Annotated in this window: 17 protein-coding genes and 2 pseudogenes; 14 read left to right on the forward strand and 5 right to left on the reverse strand. The window is 71.7% G+C overall.

What is annotated here, in order from left to right; translation table 11 throughout:
• Positions 1 to 342 precede the first annotated feature (342 nt).
• The 3 genes from MKK84_RS23160 to MKK84_RS23170 all read left to right on the forward strand — a co-directional run bounded on the left by MKK84_RS23160 (position 343) and on the right by MKK84_RS23170 (position 3707).
• Positions 343 to 1530, forward strand: a complete 1188-nt coding sequence (locus tag MKK84_RS23160) for a phage portal protein (RefSeq protein ID WP_243924114.1) — start codon at positions 343 to 345, stop codon at positions 1528 to 1530.
• 360 nt (positions 1531 to 1890) lie between these two features.
• Positions 1891 to 2391 (forward strand): HK97 family phage prohead protease, encoded by a 501-nt coding sequence (locus tag MKK84_RS23165; protein ID WP_243924116.1) that lies wholly within the window; start codon positions 1891 to 1893, stop codon positions 2389 to 2391.
• 26 nt (positions 2392 to 2417) lie between these two features.
• Positions 2418 to 3707 carry a phage major capsid protein gene (locus MKK84_RS23170; protein WP_243924118.1) on the forward strand — a complete coding sequence of 430 codons (1290 nt, stop codon included), beginning with the start codon at positions 2418 to 2420 and terminating at the stop codon, positions 3705 to 3707.
• Positions 3708 to 3881: 174 nt separating this feature from the next.
• Here the strand turns inward: MKK84_RS23170 and dps are convergent, their stop codons facing one another.
• Together dps and MKK84_RS23180 are read right to left on the reverse strand one after the other, a co-directional pair.
• Positions 3882 to 4427 (reverse strand): DNA starvation/stationary phase protection protein Dps, encoded by a 546-nt coding sequence (gene dps / locus MKK84_RS23175; protein WP_243924120.1) that lies wholly within the window; start codon positions 4425 to 4427, stop codon positions 3882 to 3884.
• 175 nt (positions 4428 to 4602) lie between these two features.
• A complete protein-coding gene (locus MKK84_RS23180) occupies positions 4603 to 5511 on the reverse strand; it encodes a S1 family peptidase (RefSeq protein WP_243924122.1) in 909 nt (302 codons plus the stop codon).
• Positions 5512 to 6018: 507 nt separating this feature from the next.
• Here MKK84_RS23180 and MKK84_RS23185 point away from each other — a divergent pair.
• Complete coding sequence (locus tag MKK84_RS23185) at positions 6019 to 6246, forward strand: hypothetical protein (RefSeq protein ID WP_243924124.1); 228 nt, start codon at positions 6019 to 6021, stop codon at positions 6244 to 6246.
• Positions 6247 to 7125: 879 nt separating this feature from the next.
• Here the strand turns inward: MKK84_RS23185 and MKK84_RS23190 are convergent.
• The gene (locus tag MKK84_RS23190) at positions 7126 to 7863 is read right to left on the reverse strand and encodes a S1 family peptidase (protein WP_243924319.1); all 738 of its coding nucleotides are present in this window, start codon (positions 7861 to 7863) and stop codon (positions 7126 to 7128) included.
• Between the two features lie 27 nt (positions 7864 to 7890).
• Here MKK84_RS23190 and MKK84_RS23195 point away from each other — a divergent pair, with 27 nt between their 5' ends.
• From MKK84_RS23195 to MKK84_RS23240, 10 genes and pseudogenes are all read left to right on the forward strand, one after another.
• Positions 7891 to 8451 (forward strand): hypothetical protein, encoded by a 561-nt coding sequence (locus MKK84_RS23195; RefSeq protein WP_243924126.1) that lies wholly within the window; start codon positions 7891 to 7893, stop codon positions 8449 to 8451.
• A complete protein-coding gene (locus MKK84_RS23200; RefSeq protein ID WP_409566536.1) occupies positions 8451 to 8828 on the forward strand; it encodes a head-tail adaptor protein in 378 nt (125 codons plus the stop codon). Before MKK84_RS23195 ends, MKK84_RS23200 begins: the two co-directional genes overlap by 1 nt.
• On the forward strand, positions 8825 to 9241 hold the full coding sequence (locus MKK84_RS23205; RefSeq protein WP_243924127.1) for a DUF3168 domain-containing protein: 417 nt from the start codon (positions 8825 to 8827) through the stop codon (positions 9239 to 9241). Before MKK84_RS23200 ends, MKK84_RS23205 begins: the two co-directional genes overlap by 4 nt.
• A gap of 104 nt (positions 9242 to 9345) precedes the next feature.
• The gene (locus tag MKK84_RS23210; protein WP_243924129.1) at positions 9346 to 9756 is read left to right on the forward strand and encodes a phage major tail protein, TP901-1 family; all 411 of its coding nucleotides are present in this window, start codon (positions 9346 to 9348) and stop codon (positions 9754 to 9756) included.
• Between the two features lie 16 nt (positions 9757 to 9772).
• Positions 9773 to 10099, forward strand: a pseudogene (locus MKK84_RS23215) (gene transfer agent family protein); the annotation flags it as partial.
• Between the two features lie 240 nt (positions 10100 to 10339).
• Positions 10340 to 10759, forward strand: a complete 420-nt coding sequence (locus MKK84_RS35735; RefSeq protein WP_313899366.1) for a phage tail assembly chaperone — start codon at positions 10340 to 10342, stop codon at positions 10757 to 10759.
• A 14-nt stretch (positions 10760 to 10773) separates the two neighbouring features.
• Positions 10774 to 11347, forward strand: a pseudogene (locus MKK84_RS23225) (phage tail tape measure protein).
• Between the two features lie 54 nt (positions 11348 to 11401).
• On the forward strand, positions 11402 to 12043 hold the full coding sequence (locus MKK84_RS23230) for a DUF2460 domain-containing protein (protein WP_243924131.1): 642 nt from the start codon (positions 11402 to 11404) through the stop codon (positions 12041 to 12043).
• 10 nt (positions 12044 to 12053) lie between these two features.
• Positions 12054 to 12929 carry a DUF2163 domain-containing protein gene (locus MKK84_RS23235; RefSeq protein ID WP_243924133.1) on the forward strand — a complete coding sequence of 292 codons (876 nt, stop codon included), beginning with the start codon at positions 12054 to 12056 and terminating at the stop codon, positions 12927 to 12929.
• Positions 12926 to 13462, forward strand: coding sequence for an NlpC/P60 family protein (locus MKK84_RS23240; protein WP_243924135.1), 537 nt, complete (start codon positions 12926 to 12928; stop codon positions 13460 to 13462). Before MKK84_RS23235 ends, MKK84_RS23240 begins: the two co-directional genes overlap by 4 nt.
• Here the strand turns inward: MKK84_RS23240 and MKK84_RS23245 are convergent.
• Complete coding sequence (locus MKK84_RS23245) at positions 13393 to 13677, reverse strand: addiction module antidote protein (RefSeq protein ID WP_243924137.1); 285 nt, start codon at positions 13675 to 13677, stop codon at positions 13393 to 13395. The two genes, MKK84_RS23240 and MKK84_RS23245, sit on opposite strands and share 70 nt — an antisense overlap.
• Positions 13677 to 13979, reverse strand: coding sequence for a type II toxin-antitoxin system RelE/ParE family toxin (locus MKK84_RS23250; protein ID WP_243924139.1), 303 nt, complete (start codon positions 13977 to 13979; stop codon positions 13677 to 13679). The genes MKK84_RS23245 and MKK84_RS23250 overlap by 1 nt, the downstream gene beginning before the upstream one ends.
• Between the last annotated feature and the right edge of the window lie 46 nt (positions 13980 to 14025).

Raw genomic sequence — 14025 nt, forward strand, 5'->3', positions numbered from 1 at the left:
TTGCCGGAGTAGCCACCGGTTCGGCGCGAGAGCGCGCGTCACAACAACGGCTCAAGGCCGGCCGGAAAACAATACGGCGCGCCTCCATGGGAAGCGCGCCGAGAGGCGGTTCGTGGTCTCAGGAACGAACTGCATCCTGTATACACGATTGTGTGTGGTCCACTGTGGCGTCCGCACCACTGTTGCGCGCGGAGCGCAGTCTAAACCCCGCTTTTTTCCCTGTCCCTGGGATTATCCGGGCCCGTGAGGGTCCGCGGGACATCCCGCGCGATCCAGGCGCGGCCGGATCGCGCGGGGCCGCGGCCCGTGCATCGCGCGACCCTAACGCAGGACCAGACCGGCATGGCGAACCTTCTCGAACGGTTGGCGCGGGTCACCCGACGCGATGCCCGCGACATGGCCCCCGCCACCAAGGCCGCCCCGGCTTTCGCGCTCTATGCCGACAGTCGGGCCTCTTGGACGCCCCGCGACCCGGCGGCGCTCGCGCAAGCCGGCTATGCGCGCAACCCCGTGGTCCACCGGGCGGTCCGGCTGGTCGCCGAGAGCGCCGCGAGCCTCCCGATGATCGCCACCGGACCCGGGGCGGAACGGGGCGGCGACCTGCTGGCGCTGCTCGCCCGGCCGAACCCGCGGGAAAGCGGCACGCAACTGCTGGAGACCGTCTACGCAGACCTTCTCCTGACCGGGACCGCCTATCTGGAGGCGGTCGCCCTCGACGGCCGGGTCGCGGCGCTCCAGGCCCTCCGGCCGGGCCGGATGCGGATGCTGCCGGGGCCAGATGGCTGGCCCGCTTCCTACGTCTACACCGCGGGCGGGCGCAGCCGCCGGTTCGACCTGCCGGCGCCCGGGATCGCCGAGATCGCCCCGATCCTGGCCCTCAGCCTGTTCAATCCGGACGACGAGACCGGCGGCCTCGCGCCCATCACGGCGGCGGCGGCCGCCCTCGACATCCACAACGCGGCGAGCGCCTGGAACAAGGCGCTCCTCGACAACGCCGCCCGGCCTTCCGGGGCGCTGGTCTTCGCGGGCGCGACACTGTCCGAGCCGCAATTCGACCGGCTGAAGGCGGAGCTGGAGGCGAATTACCAGGGCGCCGCCAATGCCGGCCGGCCGCTGCTGCTGGAGGGCGGGCTCGATTGGAAGCCGCTCGCTTTGTCGCCCCGGGACATGGATTTCGTGGAGGCGAAGAATGCGGCTGCCCGGGAGATCGCCCTGGCGTTCGGGGTTCCGCCCCTGCTGCTCGGCCTGCCCGGGGACAACACCCACGCCAACTACGCCGAGGCCAACCGGGCGCTCTACCGCCAGACCCTGATCCCGCTGGCAAGCCGCACCGCGCAGGCCCTCGCGGTCTGGCTCGAGCCCGCCTTCGGGCCGGTGGACCTGGAACCCGACCTCGACCGGATCGAGGCGCTCGCCGCCGAGCGGGAATCCCTGTGGCGCCGCGTCCAGGCCGCGGAGTTCTTGTCGGTCGCTGAGAAGCGCGAGGCGGTGGGTTATCCGCCGGAGATGCCCGGAGCGGCGGCGGGCTGACGATACGCGCCGCCTCTCTCTCTCTCCACAGCAAAAGCTCCGACGTTCACATATCTCAGGCCGACATCGACGCTTGCGGCCAAGCGCGACAGGCCCCCTCTCCCGTGCGGGAGAGGGTTGGGGTGAGGGATGAGAACTCTCAGGATCGAGCACGTGATCGATGTGCCGACGGGGCGCGCCTCGGTCTGAAAGTTCTCGACCCTCACCCTGTCCCTCTCCCGCTCGGGAGAGGGGACCCGCCCTCGACCCTGAACCGATATGGCCAGACCCGATGCGCGAATCCGCAAGCCCTCAAAGGGGGGCGGGAGGGCGCGTCGCAAAACGGACTGCCCCTCCCGGAACCCACCCCCGAGGACTCCCATGGACGGCCATTTCACCGGCTATGCCAGCGTGTTCGGCGTGCCCGATCTCGGCCGCGACGTGGTCGTGCCGGGCGCTTTCGCGGCGAGCCTCGCGCGCCAGGGGCCGGCCGGCGTGCGGCTGCTGTTCCAGCACGATCCCGCCGAGCCGATCGGCCGGTGGCTGTCCTTACGCGAGGATGCCCACGGCCTGTTTGCGGAAGGGCAGCTCAACCTCGCGGTGCAGCGCGCCCGGGAGGTCGACGCGCTGCTGCGCGGCGGCGGCCTCGACGGCCTGTCGATCGGCTTCCGCACGCTGCTGGCCCGGCGGGGCGCGGGCGGCGAGCGCCGGCTGCACCGTGTCGATCTCTGGGAGATCTCCCTGGTGACCTTCCCGCTCCAGCCGCAGGCCCGGGCGAGTTCCGGTGCGGATGCCCTTGCGGATGCCCTGGCCACGGAGATCCGCGGCCTGGCCCGCCGCATCGCCCCGAAGCCCGCACCGGCATCCACCCTGCGGCCCTGACTTCACCCCCTTCCCAGAGGTTCCCGATGCACGCCGATACCCCGCTCGCGCCCGCCTTCGAGACCAAGGCCGCTCTCCCCGATCTGGAGAACAAGGCCGTCCGGCCCGAGGCGGCCCCGGTCCGCTCCGCCCTCGACGAGCTGTCGGCCGCCTTCGCGGCCTTCAAGGAGACCAACGACACCCGCATCGGACAGATCGAGGGCCGCCTCGGGCCCGATGGGCTCACCGAGGAGAAGCTCGCCCGGATCGACGCCGCCCTCGACGCAGCCCGCACCCGTCTCGACCGGATCCATCTGGAGCAGGCCCGGCCGCCGCTCGGCCAGCCGGGGCCGCGCCAGGATGCCGGCGCGCAGGAGCACAAGGCGGCCTTCGACCTCTACGTCCGGGCCGGGGAGAGCGCGGGTCTCAAGCGCCTGGAATCCAAGGCCCTCTCGACCGGCTCGGGGCCGGATGGCGGCTACCTCGTGCCCGGCACGATCGAGCGCACAGTGCTGACGCGCCTCGGTGAGATCTCGCCAATCCGCGCCATCGCCAGCGTGCAGCAGATCTCGGGAGCGCAGTACAAGCGTGCGGTGTCGGTGGGCGCCCCCGTGACCGGCTGGGCGGCCGAGACCGCCCCGCGCCCGCAGACCGACGCGCCGGTGCTCTCCGAGATCGCGTTCCCCGCCATGGAACTCTACGCGATGCCGGCCGCCACCCAGACCCTGCTGGACGACGCCGTGGTCGATCTCGACGCGTGGCTCTCGGCCGAGATCGAGACCGCCTTCGCCGAGCAGGAGGGCGTCGCCTTCGTGACCGGCAACGGCGTGAGCCGCCCGCAGGGTTTTCTGAGCTACAACACGGTCGCCAATGCCGCCTGGGTTCCGGGCAAGCTCGGGTTCGTGGCGACGGGCGCGGCCGGGGCCTTCCCGTCGGGCAACCCGGGGGACGCCCTGTTCGACCTGATCTACGGGTTGCGGGCGGGCTATCGCCAGAATGCCGGCTTCGTGATGAACCGGCGCACCCAGAGCGCGATCCGGAAGTTCAAGGATTCCGAAGGCAACTACCTCTGGCAGCCGCCGCTCGCCGCCGGCCGGCCCGCGACCCTGGTCGGCTTCCCGGTGACGGAGGCCGAGGCGATGCCCGACCTCGCCAAGGACAGCCTGTCGGTCGCCTTCGGCGATTTCCGCCGGGGCTATCTCGTGGTGGACCGCACCGGGATGCGCGTGCTGCGCGACCCGTATTCCGCCAAGCCCTACGTGCTGTTCTACACGACCAAGCGCGTCGGCGGCGGGGTGCAGGATTTCGCCGCGATCAAGCTGCTGAAGTTCGCTTGAGCAGTCTTTCCCCTCCCCCTTGCGGGGAGGGGCCAGGGGTGGGGGTGGTGCAGGCTTGAGCGACGCGGTGTCTCCTGCACCTCCTCCCCGCAAGGGGGAGGAGAGAAAGCGTCCGCCAGCGATGCGTGAGCATCGTGGCGTCGGCGAGAGATAGAGAGCGTGCTGGATGTGCTCTCAGCGGCCCGCATTGCCGTCGCGCAGGGCGCCGGTCGGCTCCTGCACGTGGGCCTCGAGGAACCAGAGCTGCTTGTCGACCGCCCGGGAAATCTCCGTGAAGAGATCGGCCGTGTCGGGATCACCGGCCTCGTCGGTCTCGTCGATGTTCTCGCGGACCGCGTTGGCGTAGGCGGCGTAGCTGTCGATCAGCGCGGCGATGTGATCGGCGATCGCGTAGATGCCGGTCGGGTAGGCCGGCAGCTTGGTGCGCTCGGCGACGGCCTGGGTCGAGCCGAAGGCCGTGGCGCCGAGCTGGACCGCGCGCTCGGCGACGCTGTCGTTGAACTCGTCGATCTCGGTGCGGAACCCATCAAGCATCTCGTGGACGCCGATGAACTGCGGGCCCTTCAGGTTCCAGTGCGCCTGCTTGATCGCCAGCGCCAGATCGATGCCGTCCGCCAGCCGGGCGTTGAGGGCCTCGATCGAGACCTTCTTGGCGTTCGAGTCGGTGTTGTTGCGGGTCTTGTGCGACCGGGGGGTGTTGCTGGTGCCGGTGTCGGCCATGGTTTCGCTCCGTGAGCTTAAGAGGTTCGGATTCGAAAGTGTCGATGCGGCCACAGGTTCCCCGGGCGCGACCGATCCGGGGAACGCCGCGTGTCTGCCAGCACATGGCACGCCTAGCTGTCGCGGTGCGATCAGGGCTTGCGCTAAGTCCTTGTTCCGACGCGCTTACCGGCGGCTAGTTGCGGCGGGTGCGCGCCGTCCAGACGGGCCGGTTGCCGCGCGGCAGCGCATCGCTCACCTGCATCTGAGACAGTTCGGCCGCGCGCGCCGAGATCCACCCGGCATGCTCGGCTACCGGGGTCACCGCGGTGAAGCCGCCGCAGGCGGTCCGGCGGGTTCCCTGCTGCAGCGCACCGCTCGACCAGCTCACCACGCCGACGATCCGGTAGCCGCCCGGGCCCCCGGTGAGGATCGGGCCGCCGGAATCGCCCAGGCACGCGCCGGCCCCCGAGGTCTCGGCCATGCGGCGCCGGTCGGTCACCACGGTCACCCGGTTGGCGACCTGCAGCGAGCCGATCGAGACGAGATGCGCCAGCCGCAGGGTGCGGGCCGAGCCCCGCCGGTTTTCGGCGACCACGCCGAAGCCCGCGATGTCGACCGGTTCGCCCGTGGTGATCGAGCCGGCGCCGCGCGGATCGAGGGGGGCGTAATCGGGGCCGAGGGGGCGTTCGAGCTTGAGCAGCGCCAGATCGACGCCGGGCTGCTCCTCCGGTGTCGTGCCGGGCACGAAATCGGGATGCATCGTCGTGGCTATCACCGCCGTCCGGCGCTGGCGGAAGCCCCGGTCGACGCCGATCACCGTGTAGCCTGCCGGACGCATCACGCAATGGGCGGCGCTGAGGACGAGATCCGGGGCGATCAGCGTGCCGGAGCAGATTTCGCCCTCCGTGCTCTCGATGCGCACGACGAAGCTGCGCGCCCCGTTCGGATCGCGGGTGGTCACGCCGTTGATCACCGCGGAGGCGGGCGCGGGGAGGAGCCCGGCCAGCGCCCCGAGCAACGCCGCACCCAGCAGGCCGCCCCCGAAACGCCCGCGTGCACAATGCCCGCGGAAGCCGGTCTTGCGGATCGGGCGAGGGAACATCGGGCACTCCGGGGCGCGGTCGGCGCGGGTGGCACGCCCCAGACAGGCGGGCGACGTGGGGGAGCCTAGTGCAATGGAATGTCCTGGCCAAGCTGATGTTCCCTGCGGATCCGTTCCATCCAGGCCGGCGTCGCGAAGGTTTTTCAGGGGCTTCGCGCGGGGCGGCGTGCCGACGGGCCCGCGTCACACGGTGTGTCCGCGACCGTCGTGACCCCCGCCTCGGGTCGCGGTCGGCACACGGAGCCGAGGCGATCCTTCGATTTCCCGGACAGAGGGGGCGTTTTTGGCAAATGCCATCCGCTTGCGAAACGATACGGTAGCCCTACCGTGCTATGAACGAGGACACGCGCAACCCGCCTCGGTAAGGGCTGGTGCCATGTTTGACCGAAGGGCACGGGACGCTGCATGCACGTCGAGTATCTGCCACACGGGTCTCCCGGGAAGAATATTAGGATGTCTCAGCCATGAGCGACCTGATTGCAGCAGTAGGCCTGGGGATCCGAAACAATGATCGGCTTGCTGGTGATTGCCTTGGCTGGCGCGGTGATGGGGTGGTACTTCCGCGTCGGCTTTGTCATTATTGCCTGTTTGGTATTCCTCGTCGCTGATATTATCCGCATCATTCTGAAGTCGAGTTTCCAGTTTGCCGATATTTTGATCCTGCTGGCCTACATGTCGGCTCTGCAGGGTGGATTCATGCTCGGTGCTTATCTCAAGCATCGGCGCCGTGATTAGAATGCGCTTTGCCGAAGGGGATGCGGGTCCGACCTGAGAGCGCGTATCGGAGCAAAGCCTCGGGCCGCTCCCGATCGCCACGCGACGATCCTGCGCCGACAGGCACGTCGCGTTCTGCCATCCACGCCGGTGCCAACCGGAGATTGGTGAACACCGCGGGCCGCGGGGGCTACGCGTTTAACGCATTTGGGTTCGACATTGACGTTCGTGACGGAGCGCGACCGGCCCCCTCTCCCGAGCGGGAGAGGGTTGGGGTGAGGGACGAGAACGTTCAGGATCGAGCGCGCCATTACGATGCGTGCCGGTCGGGCCTCATTCGGACAAGTCTCATCCCTCACCCTGTCCCTCTCCCGCCCGAGAGAGGCGGCCTGCGCACCATCCTGCGGCCGAGTTGCCACGCACGAGGCGTGAATCCGCAAGCGCGCGGAGGAGTGAGCCGGTGCCGCATTCGGCCAAGTTGGCGTCACGGCCGCGAGGGGCTCGCAACGCAGCCGGGCGCGGCCGTGAGATGGCTCAGAGCCACCAGATCACAGTGCCGCGCAGATAAGAGGCCGCAGCCCAGAGGATAATCGCCGTCATCGAGAGCGTCAGGCCCCAGCCCAGGCGTTGTCGGTGGTTCAACATGCGTCGCGGATACCCCGGGGCCGGCTCGTCTTCGCGTGCGCAACCGCCCTTGTCGGGCCGTGCGACGAATCCCGCTTGGGATGGCCGCCCGGTCGGCAAAAGATCTCGGCATCGCGCCGACCCGTTATTCCCGAGACCTGTCGCGAGACGGAGTCGGGCATTAACGCGTTCGGTTCAGTAACCGATCCGTATTCGGTCCAGCGGGGCCGTGGGCGATGCAGACTGCGCAGCGGGCGGGTCGTCCCGAGCGGCGTACTACTCGGTCCAGCGGGCGCTCCGACCCCATCCGCCGAGCACCTGATCAATCCAGCCGCGTTGCGGTCCGACCAGGACGCCCTGGGTGAGGCCGCCGCAGGTACCGCCGATCCAGGCGGCGAGCGCCCGCACGGTGCCGTCCGGCCCGATGATCGGGCCGCCGGAATCGCCCTGGCAGGCCCCGCCGGCGCTGCCCTGGAGCCAGACCAGGATGCGGCTCGGCCCGTAGGGCTCGATCACCGGTAGATTCAGGCTGCGATAGGTGCCGGTGGAGCGTGGATCCCCGGGCTTGGCGGCGCCGTAGCCGCCGAGGGTCAGGTCTTCGCCCGCCCGTGGCAGCGCGGCGCTCAAGGCCACCGGCGCGAAGCGCGCCGGCAGCGGCGTCGCGGTGCGCAGGAGCGCGAGGTCGATGGACCGCCGCCGGGCCTTCGCGGCGCCCGCGTCGTAGCCCGGATGCAGCGCCCGCGCCGCCACCTCGACCAGCACCGGCGCGCCGGACGCGTCGCGGAAATGCACGCGGTGCTGCGAGGCGTCGGCGAGGCAATGGCCGGCGGTGAGCACCGTGTCGGGAGCGAGCACCACGCCGGTGCAGACGCCGCCCTTCGAGGACAGGACCATCACGGCCCCGCCGGGCGTCGTCTCGGCCCCGCCCACGATGGCGCACGCGGAGCCGCCTGCCAGCGACAGGGCGACCGCGAGGGCGGCGAGAGCCGCCGGGCGGCGCTTCGAGACCCGCATCGGATTACCGCTCAAGAGGGACGCACCATGATCCCGTTACGCATCGATGCCGCCGCCGTCGAGCCGGTGAGCGTTGCGGAGCTGCGCGCCTACCTGCGCTTCGACTCCGACGACGCGGGGGCCGAGGACGCGTTGCTCCAGGCCCTGATCGTGGCGGTGCGCGCCAGTCTGGAGATCGAGACGCGCCGGATCCTGGTGCCGGGCCGCTACCGGATCGCACTCGCCGCCTGGCCGCCGGACGGGCAGGTGCCGCTGCCGCTGAGCCCGCTGGTGTCCGTCCTCCGCGCCGGGCTCGCGGGGGTAGGGGGCGTGACCGACCTCGCCGAAGGGCTGGTGCGTCCGGGCCCCGACCCGATCGAGGCGCCGGGCCTGCTGATCGATCCGGCGGTGCCGGACCCCGCCGGGCGCACGATCCTGATCGAGGTGGCGGCCGGGTTCGGCGGCGACGGGCCGCCCCTGCCGGCGCCCCTGCGGCTCGCGATCCTCCGGTTGGCCGCCGCCCGCTACGAGCACCGGGGCGACGAGGCGGACGGCATCCGCACCGACGCCGCCGACCTCGCCGCGCCCTTCCGCCGGATGCGCCTGTGATGGCCGGCACCGGAGACCGCGCGATGGCGAGCCTGCCCCGACACCCGCCGCTCGGCACCCGTCGGCGGCGCTTCGTGCTGGAACGTCCGTTGGAGGTGCCGGACGGGTTCGGCGGCGTGCTGCGCCGCTACGTGGCCGGCCCGGTCCTGTGGGGCGCCCTGGCGCCGTCCGGTTTGGTCGACCGGCCCGAGGGCGGCCGGACCGACACGCTCCCCGCCTACCGCATCGCCCTGCGGGGCCGGGCCGACCTCGATCCGACCATGCGGCTCGCCGCCGGCCCCCGCCGCTTCGCGATCCGCGCGGTGACCGAACCCGACGGGCGGGGCCGCGACTGCATCTGCCACGTCGAGGAGCTGCCGCGGGAGAACCTGTCGTGACCGATCCGAGCCCGCTCCTGGCCTTGCGCGCCGGCCTGATCGCACGCCTCACCCCGGATGCCGCCCTCGCGGCTCTGCTGGGTGGCCGTGTCCGGCTCTACGACGAGCCGCCCCGGGGCGTGCTCCCGGTCTACGCCCTGTTCGGCGATTCCGGAATCCAGGACGATTCCGTCGATGGCGCCGAGCGTCACCGCCATACCCACGAGATCGTGGTGATCGCCCGACCCGGTTCGGTGCGCACCGCGCTGGACGCCGCCGAGCGTATCGCGGCGCTCCTCGCCGATACGGCCATGCCGCTCGCCGGCTGCCGGCTCGTCACCCTGCGGGTGCGCGCCATCAAGGCCCACCGCGACACCCGGACCGGCGAGGCGCGGGCGAGCCTCACCGTCGAGGCCGTCACCGAGACCCTTTGATCCCGACGGCCGTCGGCAAGCGCGAATGCGCGTCGCCGCCAATGCGGCGGTTCGTCCAGGAGGCGTCAGCCTCATGAGCCACTGTGATGACGAGGAGGCAACCGATGGGCGCGCAGAAGGGCAAGGACCTGCTGATCCGGGCCGGCGATGGCGCGGGCGGCTTCGTGGCGGTGGCGGGCCTGCGCAGCCGCCAGATCACCCTGAACGCCGAGACCGTGGACGTCACCAACGCCGACTCCGCCGGGCGCTGGCGCGAATTGCTCGCCGGGGCCGGTGTGCGCCGGGCCGCGATCGCAGGCTCGGGCGTGTTCCGCGACCAGGCCTCGGACGCGCGGCTGCGCCTGATCTTCTTCGAGGGGGTGATCGAGACCTTCCAGGTCGTGGTGCCGGGCTTCGGGATCCTGGAGGGCCCGTTCCAGATCGCGAGCCTGGAATACCGCGGCGACCACGCCGGCGAGGTGACCTTCGACATGAGCCTCGATTCGGCGGGCGCGCTCGCCTTCGCGGCGGCGTGAGCCCGTGGGGCGTTCCATGGCGAACCGGATCCGCGGCGCGGTGCCGCTCGACCTCGGCGGCCGGCGCTACACCCTCTGCCTCACCCTCGGGGCGCTGGCCGAGCTGGAGGATCTGCTCGGGGCCGGCGATCTCACGGGCCTCGCCGCCCGCTTCACGGCTGGCCGCCTCTCGGCGCGCGACCTGATCGCCCTGCTGGGGGTCGCCCTGCGGGGCGGCGGCCACGACCTCGACGACGCGGCGGTCGCCCAGCTGCCCCTGGCCGGCGGGCTCGAGGCCGTCACGACGGCCCTCGAAGCCGTCCTCGCCGCGGCGTTCGGGGAGGCGCCGGGGCCTGCAAACCCGCCTCAGGGCCCCCTCTCCCGTGCGGGCTGTGAAGTTCACACATCGCTGGCCGAGACGCGCTCTCCTCCCCCTTGTGGGGAGGAGGTGGGGGTGGGGCAGGAGGCACCGTCACGCTCGATCCTGAACCACCCCCACCCCTGGTCCCTCCCCGCAGGCTCGAGCGATCCCGGGCAGGCCCGGGATCGCCAGGGGAGGGGAAACGCGCTTGGTTCTCAAGCCTTTGGCATCCAGCCGAGAAGTGTGAACGCACAAGCCCGTGCGGGAGAGGGTCGGGGCGAGGGACGAGAACCCGTAGATTTGATCGATCCGTCGACGCGTGACGCGTGCACGCCGCCTTCGGAATCCGCGTATCCCTCACCCTGTCCCTCTCCCGCACGGGAGAGGGGACCCGCGCCGGGTTCGAGGCGGTTGGCACCCCCTTCGGCGGAGAGCGCTCAAGGATCGGAGCCGGATGCGTCGGTTCCGACCCGCCTGCCAAACGCCTTCCCCTGGGAGGACGCCCTGGCCGTCGGCCTCGGCGTGCTGGGTTGGCGTCCCGGTGACTTCTGGTCGGCGACCCCACGGGAGTTCGCCGCCGCCCTCGGCCCGCGCGCCCGGCCGGAGGCGCTCACCCGGGCGGGCTTCGAGGATCTGCTCGCCGCCTACCCCGACCGGACCTGAGACGAGGCTGACCGATGGCCGACACCGACGCCGACACGCAGGATTCCGCCCGGGCCGAGCGGCTGCAAAACCTCGACCGACTGGCCCAGAATTTCGGCCGCAGCCTCGACACGGCGCTGACCCGGGGGGGCCGCCTCCGGGCGCAGCCTCGACGGCGTGCTCGGCATGATCGGCACCCGGCTCGCCGGCGCGGCGACCCGGGCGGCGGGGGGCGCGATCCAGTCCGGGGTCACCGGGCTCATCAATTCCGTGCTGGGCGCCGGCTCAGAGCCCGGCTTCGCCCGGGGCGGTGTGTTCCGGGCTGGGCGGGTCCAGCCCTTCGCGGCCGGCGGGGTGGTGGCGGCGCCGACCTATTTCCCCATGGCGGGCGGCACCGGCCTCATGGGCGAGGCCGGGCCGGAGGCGATCCTGCCGCTGGCCCGCGGCGCGGACGGGCGCCTGGGCGTCGCAGGGGGCGGGGCCTCGGCGCGGCCGGTCTCGGTGACGGTCAACATCGCCACGCCCGACCCGGGGGCGTTCCGCCGGTCCGAGGCGCAGGTCACGGCGAGCCTCGCCCGCGCGGTGGCGCGCGGCCAGCGGGCGACGTGAGACGCCGAAGAGCCGTCCATCGCCAACCCTCCCTCGCCAACCCTCGGGACCGCCATGGCCGACGATTTCCACGAGGTGCTGTTTCCCCTCGACGTGTCGCTGCGCGCGAGCGGCGGCCCGCAGCGGCTGACCGAGATCGTCACCCTGGCCTCCGGACGGGAGCACCGGAACGGCCGCTGGGCGGATTCCCGCCGCCGCTACGATGCCGGCTTCGGGCTGCGCGGGCTCGACGCGCTCCACGCCGTCCTCGCCTTCTTCGAGGAGCGGCGCGGCCGCCTCTACGGCTTCCGTTTCCGCGACCGGGTCGATGGTCGCTCCGGGCCGCCGGGCCGGGCGATCGGCCCCCTCGACCAGCCGATCGGCACCGGCGACGGCACCACCGCGACCTTCCCGCTGGTGAAGACCTACGGGACCGGCTTCGCCCCCTATCGCCGCCGGATCGCCAAGCCGGTGGCCGGAAGCGTCCGGGTCGCGGTTTCCGGCCAGGAGGTCGGGCCCGAGGGCTTCGCGTGCGACGCGACGACCGGCCGCGTCACCTTCACGCCCGGCCATGTCCCGGCGCCCGGAGCCGCCGTCACCGCGGGCTTCGCCTTCGACGTGCCGGTCCGCTTCGACACCGACGAACTCACCATTGATCTCGCGGCCTTCACGGCCGGGGAGATCCCGCGGGTGCCGCTCGTCGAGATCGTGCCCTGAGGGAGGATCCATGCGCGACATCCCGGAGGCCTTCGCGGCCCATCTCGCGGGGGGCGTGACCACCCTGTGCCGCTGCTGGTCCCTGCTGCGGCGGGACGGCCTCGCCCTCGGCTTCACCGACCACGACCGCGACCTGACCTTTGCCGGCCTCGTCCACCTCGCCCGGACCGGCCTCGACGCCGCCGAGGCCAGCGCGGAATCTGGTTTCGCGGTCTCGGGGGGCGACGTGGCCGGGGCGCTCAGCAGCCTCGGCCTGACCGAGGCCGACATCGCCGGCGGCCTCTACGACGGCGCCGCGGTCGAGACCTGGCTGGTGGACTGGGCCAATCCCGAGACCCGCCTGCTCCTCGACCTCGCCACGATCGGCGAGGTGCGCCGGGAGGGCGATGCCTTCGTGGCGGAACTGCGCGGCCTCGCACACCGGCTGGATGCGGAGCGTGGCCGGACCTATCGCGCCACCTGCGGGGCCGATCTCGGGGACGGGCGCTGCAGGGTCGATCTGGCGGCGTGGCGGACCACCGGCAACGTCGTCGGCGTCCCCGAACCCGCGACCCTCACGGCGACTCTGGCGGGGGACTTTTCCGATAGCCTGTTCACCGGCGGCCGTCTCGCCTGGACCGAAGGCGCCAATGCCGGGCTCGCCGCGGATGTGCGCCTGCAGCTCGGCGGCCTGATCGAGCTCTGGACCGCGCCGGCCCGGCCAGTCGCCGCCGGGGACCGGTTCACGCTGACCGCAGGCTGCGACAAGCGCCTCGCCACCTGCCGGGACCGCTTCGCCAACGCGATCAACTTCCAGGGCTTTCCGCACATGCCCGGCAACGACGCGGTGATGCGCGCGGTGCCGGGCTCGGATCCCATCCTCGACGGCGGGAGCCTGTACCGATGAGCGCGATGCGGCGGGAGATCGGTGCGGCTGCTTTGGGCGAGGCGCGGCTGTGGCTCGGCACGCCCTACCGTCATCAGGCCTCGCTGCGCGGAATCGGCTGCGACTGCCTCGGGCTGCTGCGCGGGGTCTGGCGCGGGCTCTACGGCGCCGAGCCCGAGGCGGTGCCGCCCTATTCGGGCACCTGGGCGGTATCGGCTGCCCCCGGCACCGATCCGCTGACCGAGGCGGCCCTCCGCCACCTCGTGCCGGTGCCGGCGGCAGAGGCTGCGCCGCGGGCGGGCGACGTGTTGCTCTTCGCCTTCCGCCGCCACCTCCCGGCCTGCCACTGCGCCATCGCCACCGGTGACGGCGCCATGATCCACGCCCATGACGGCGCGGTCGTCACCGAGGTGGCGCTTACAGGATGGTGGCGGCGGCACATGACCGGGGCGTTCCGATTTCCGGACGGCAGGTCAGACCCGCTTCACGAAGATCCGGTTGCGACGGTGAGCTTGACGCCTAAGACGTCCATGACCTTGCGGACGGTCTCGTAGCGAAGCTTCGAGCCGGGCGTCAGGGCCTTGTAGAGGCTTTCCCGGCCCAGACCCGCCTCCCGGGCGATCTGCGACATGCCGCGGGCTTTGGCGACATCGCCGAGGGCGGCGATGAACAGTTCGGGATCGGGATCATCGAGGGCGGCGGCGAGGTACTCGGCGATGGCCGCCTCGCTGTCGAGGAACTCCGAGGCGTCAAAGGCACTGAAACGCATCAGGCGCTCCCATCAAGCTTGGCGGCCATGTCTCTGGCCCGCTGAATGTCCCGGATTTGACTCGACTTGTCTCCGCCGCAGAGCAGCAGATACGTCACCTCGCCGCGGCGGACATAATAGACACGGTATCCGGGGCCATACGAAATCCGCATCTCGAAAATGCCCGCGCCCACCGGTTTCACATCACCGAGGCGACCCAGCCCGGCGGCACGGATCCGCGCCGCGACGCGAGCCTTGACGCGATGATCCCGCAGGCCGGCGAGCCAGGCCCGGAACGTGTCGGACAGCAGGATCGTCGTCACGCAGAGAACGTATCTGCTCGGATACGTCGCGGCAAGGCGATGTTGG

The sequence above is a fragment of the Methylobacterium sp. E-065 genome, from assembly GCF_022829605.1.
GTDB lineage: Bacteria > Pseudomonadota > Alphaproteobacteria > Rhizobiales > Beijerinckiaceae > Methylobacterium.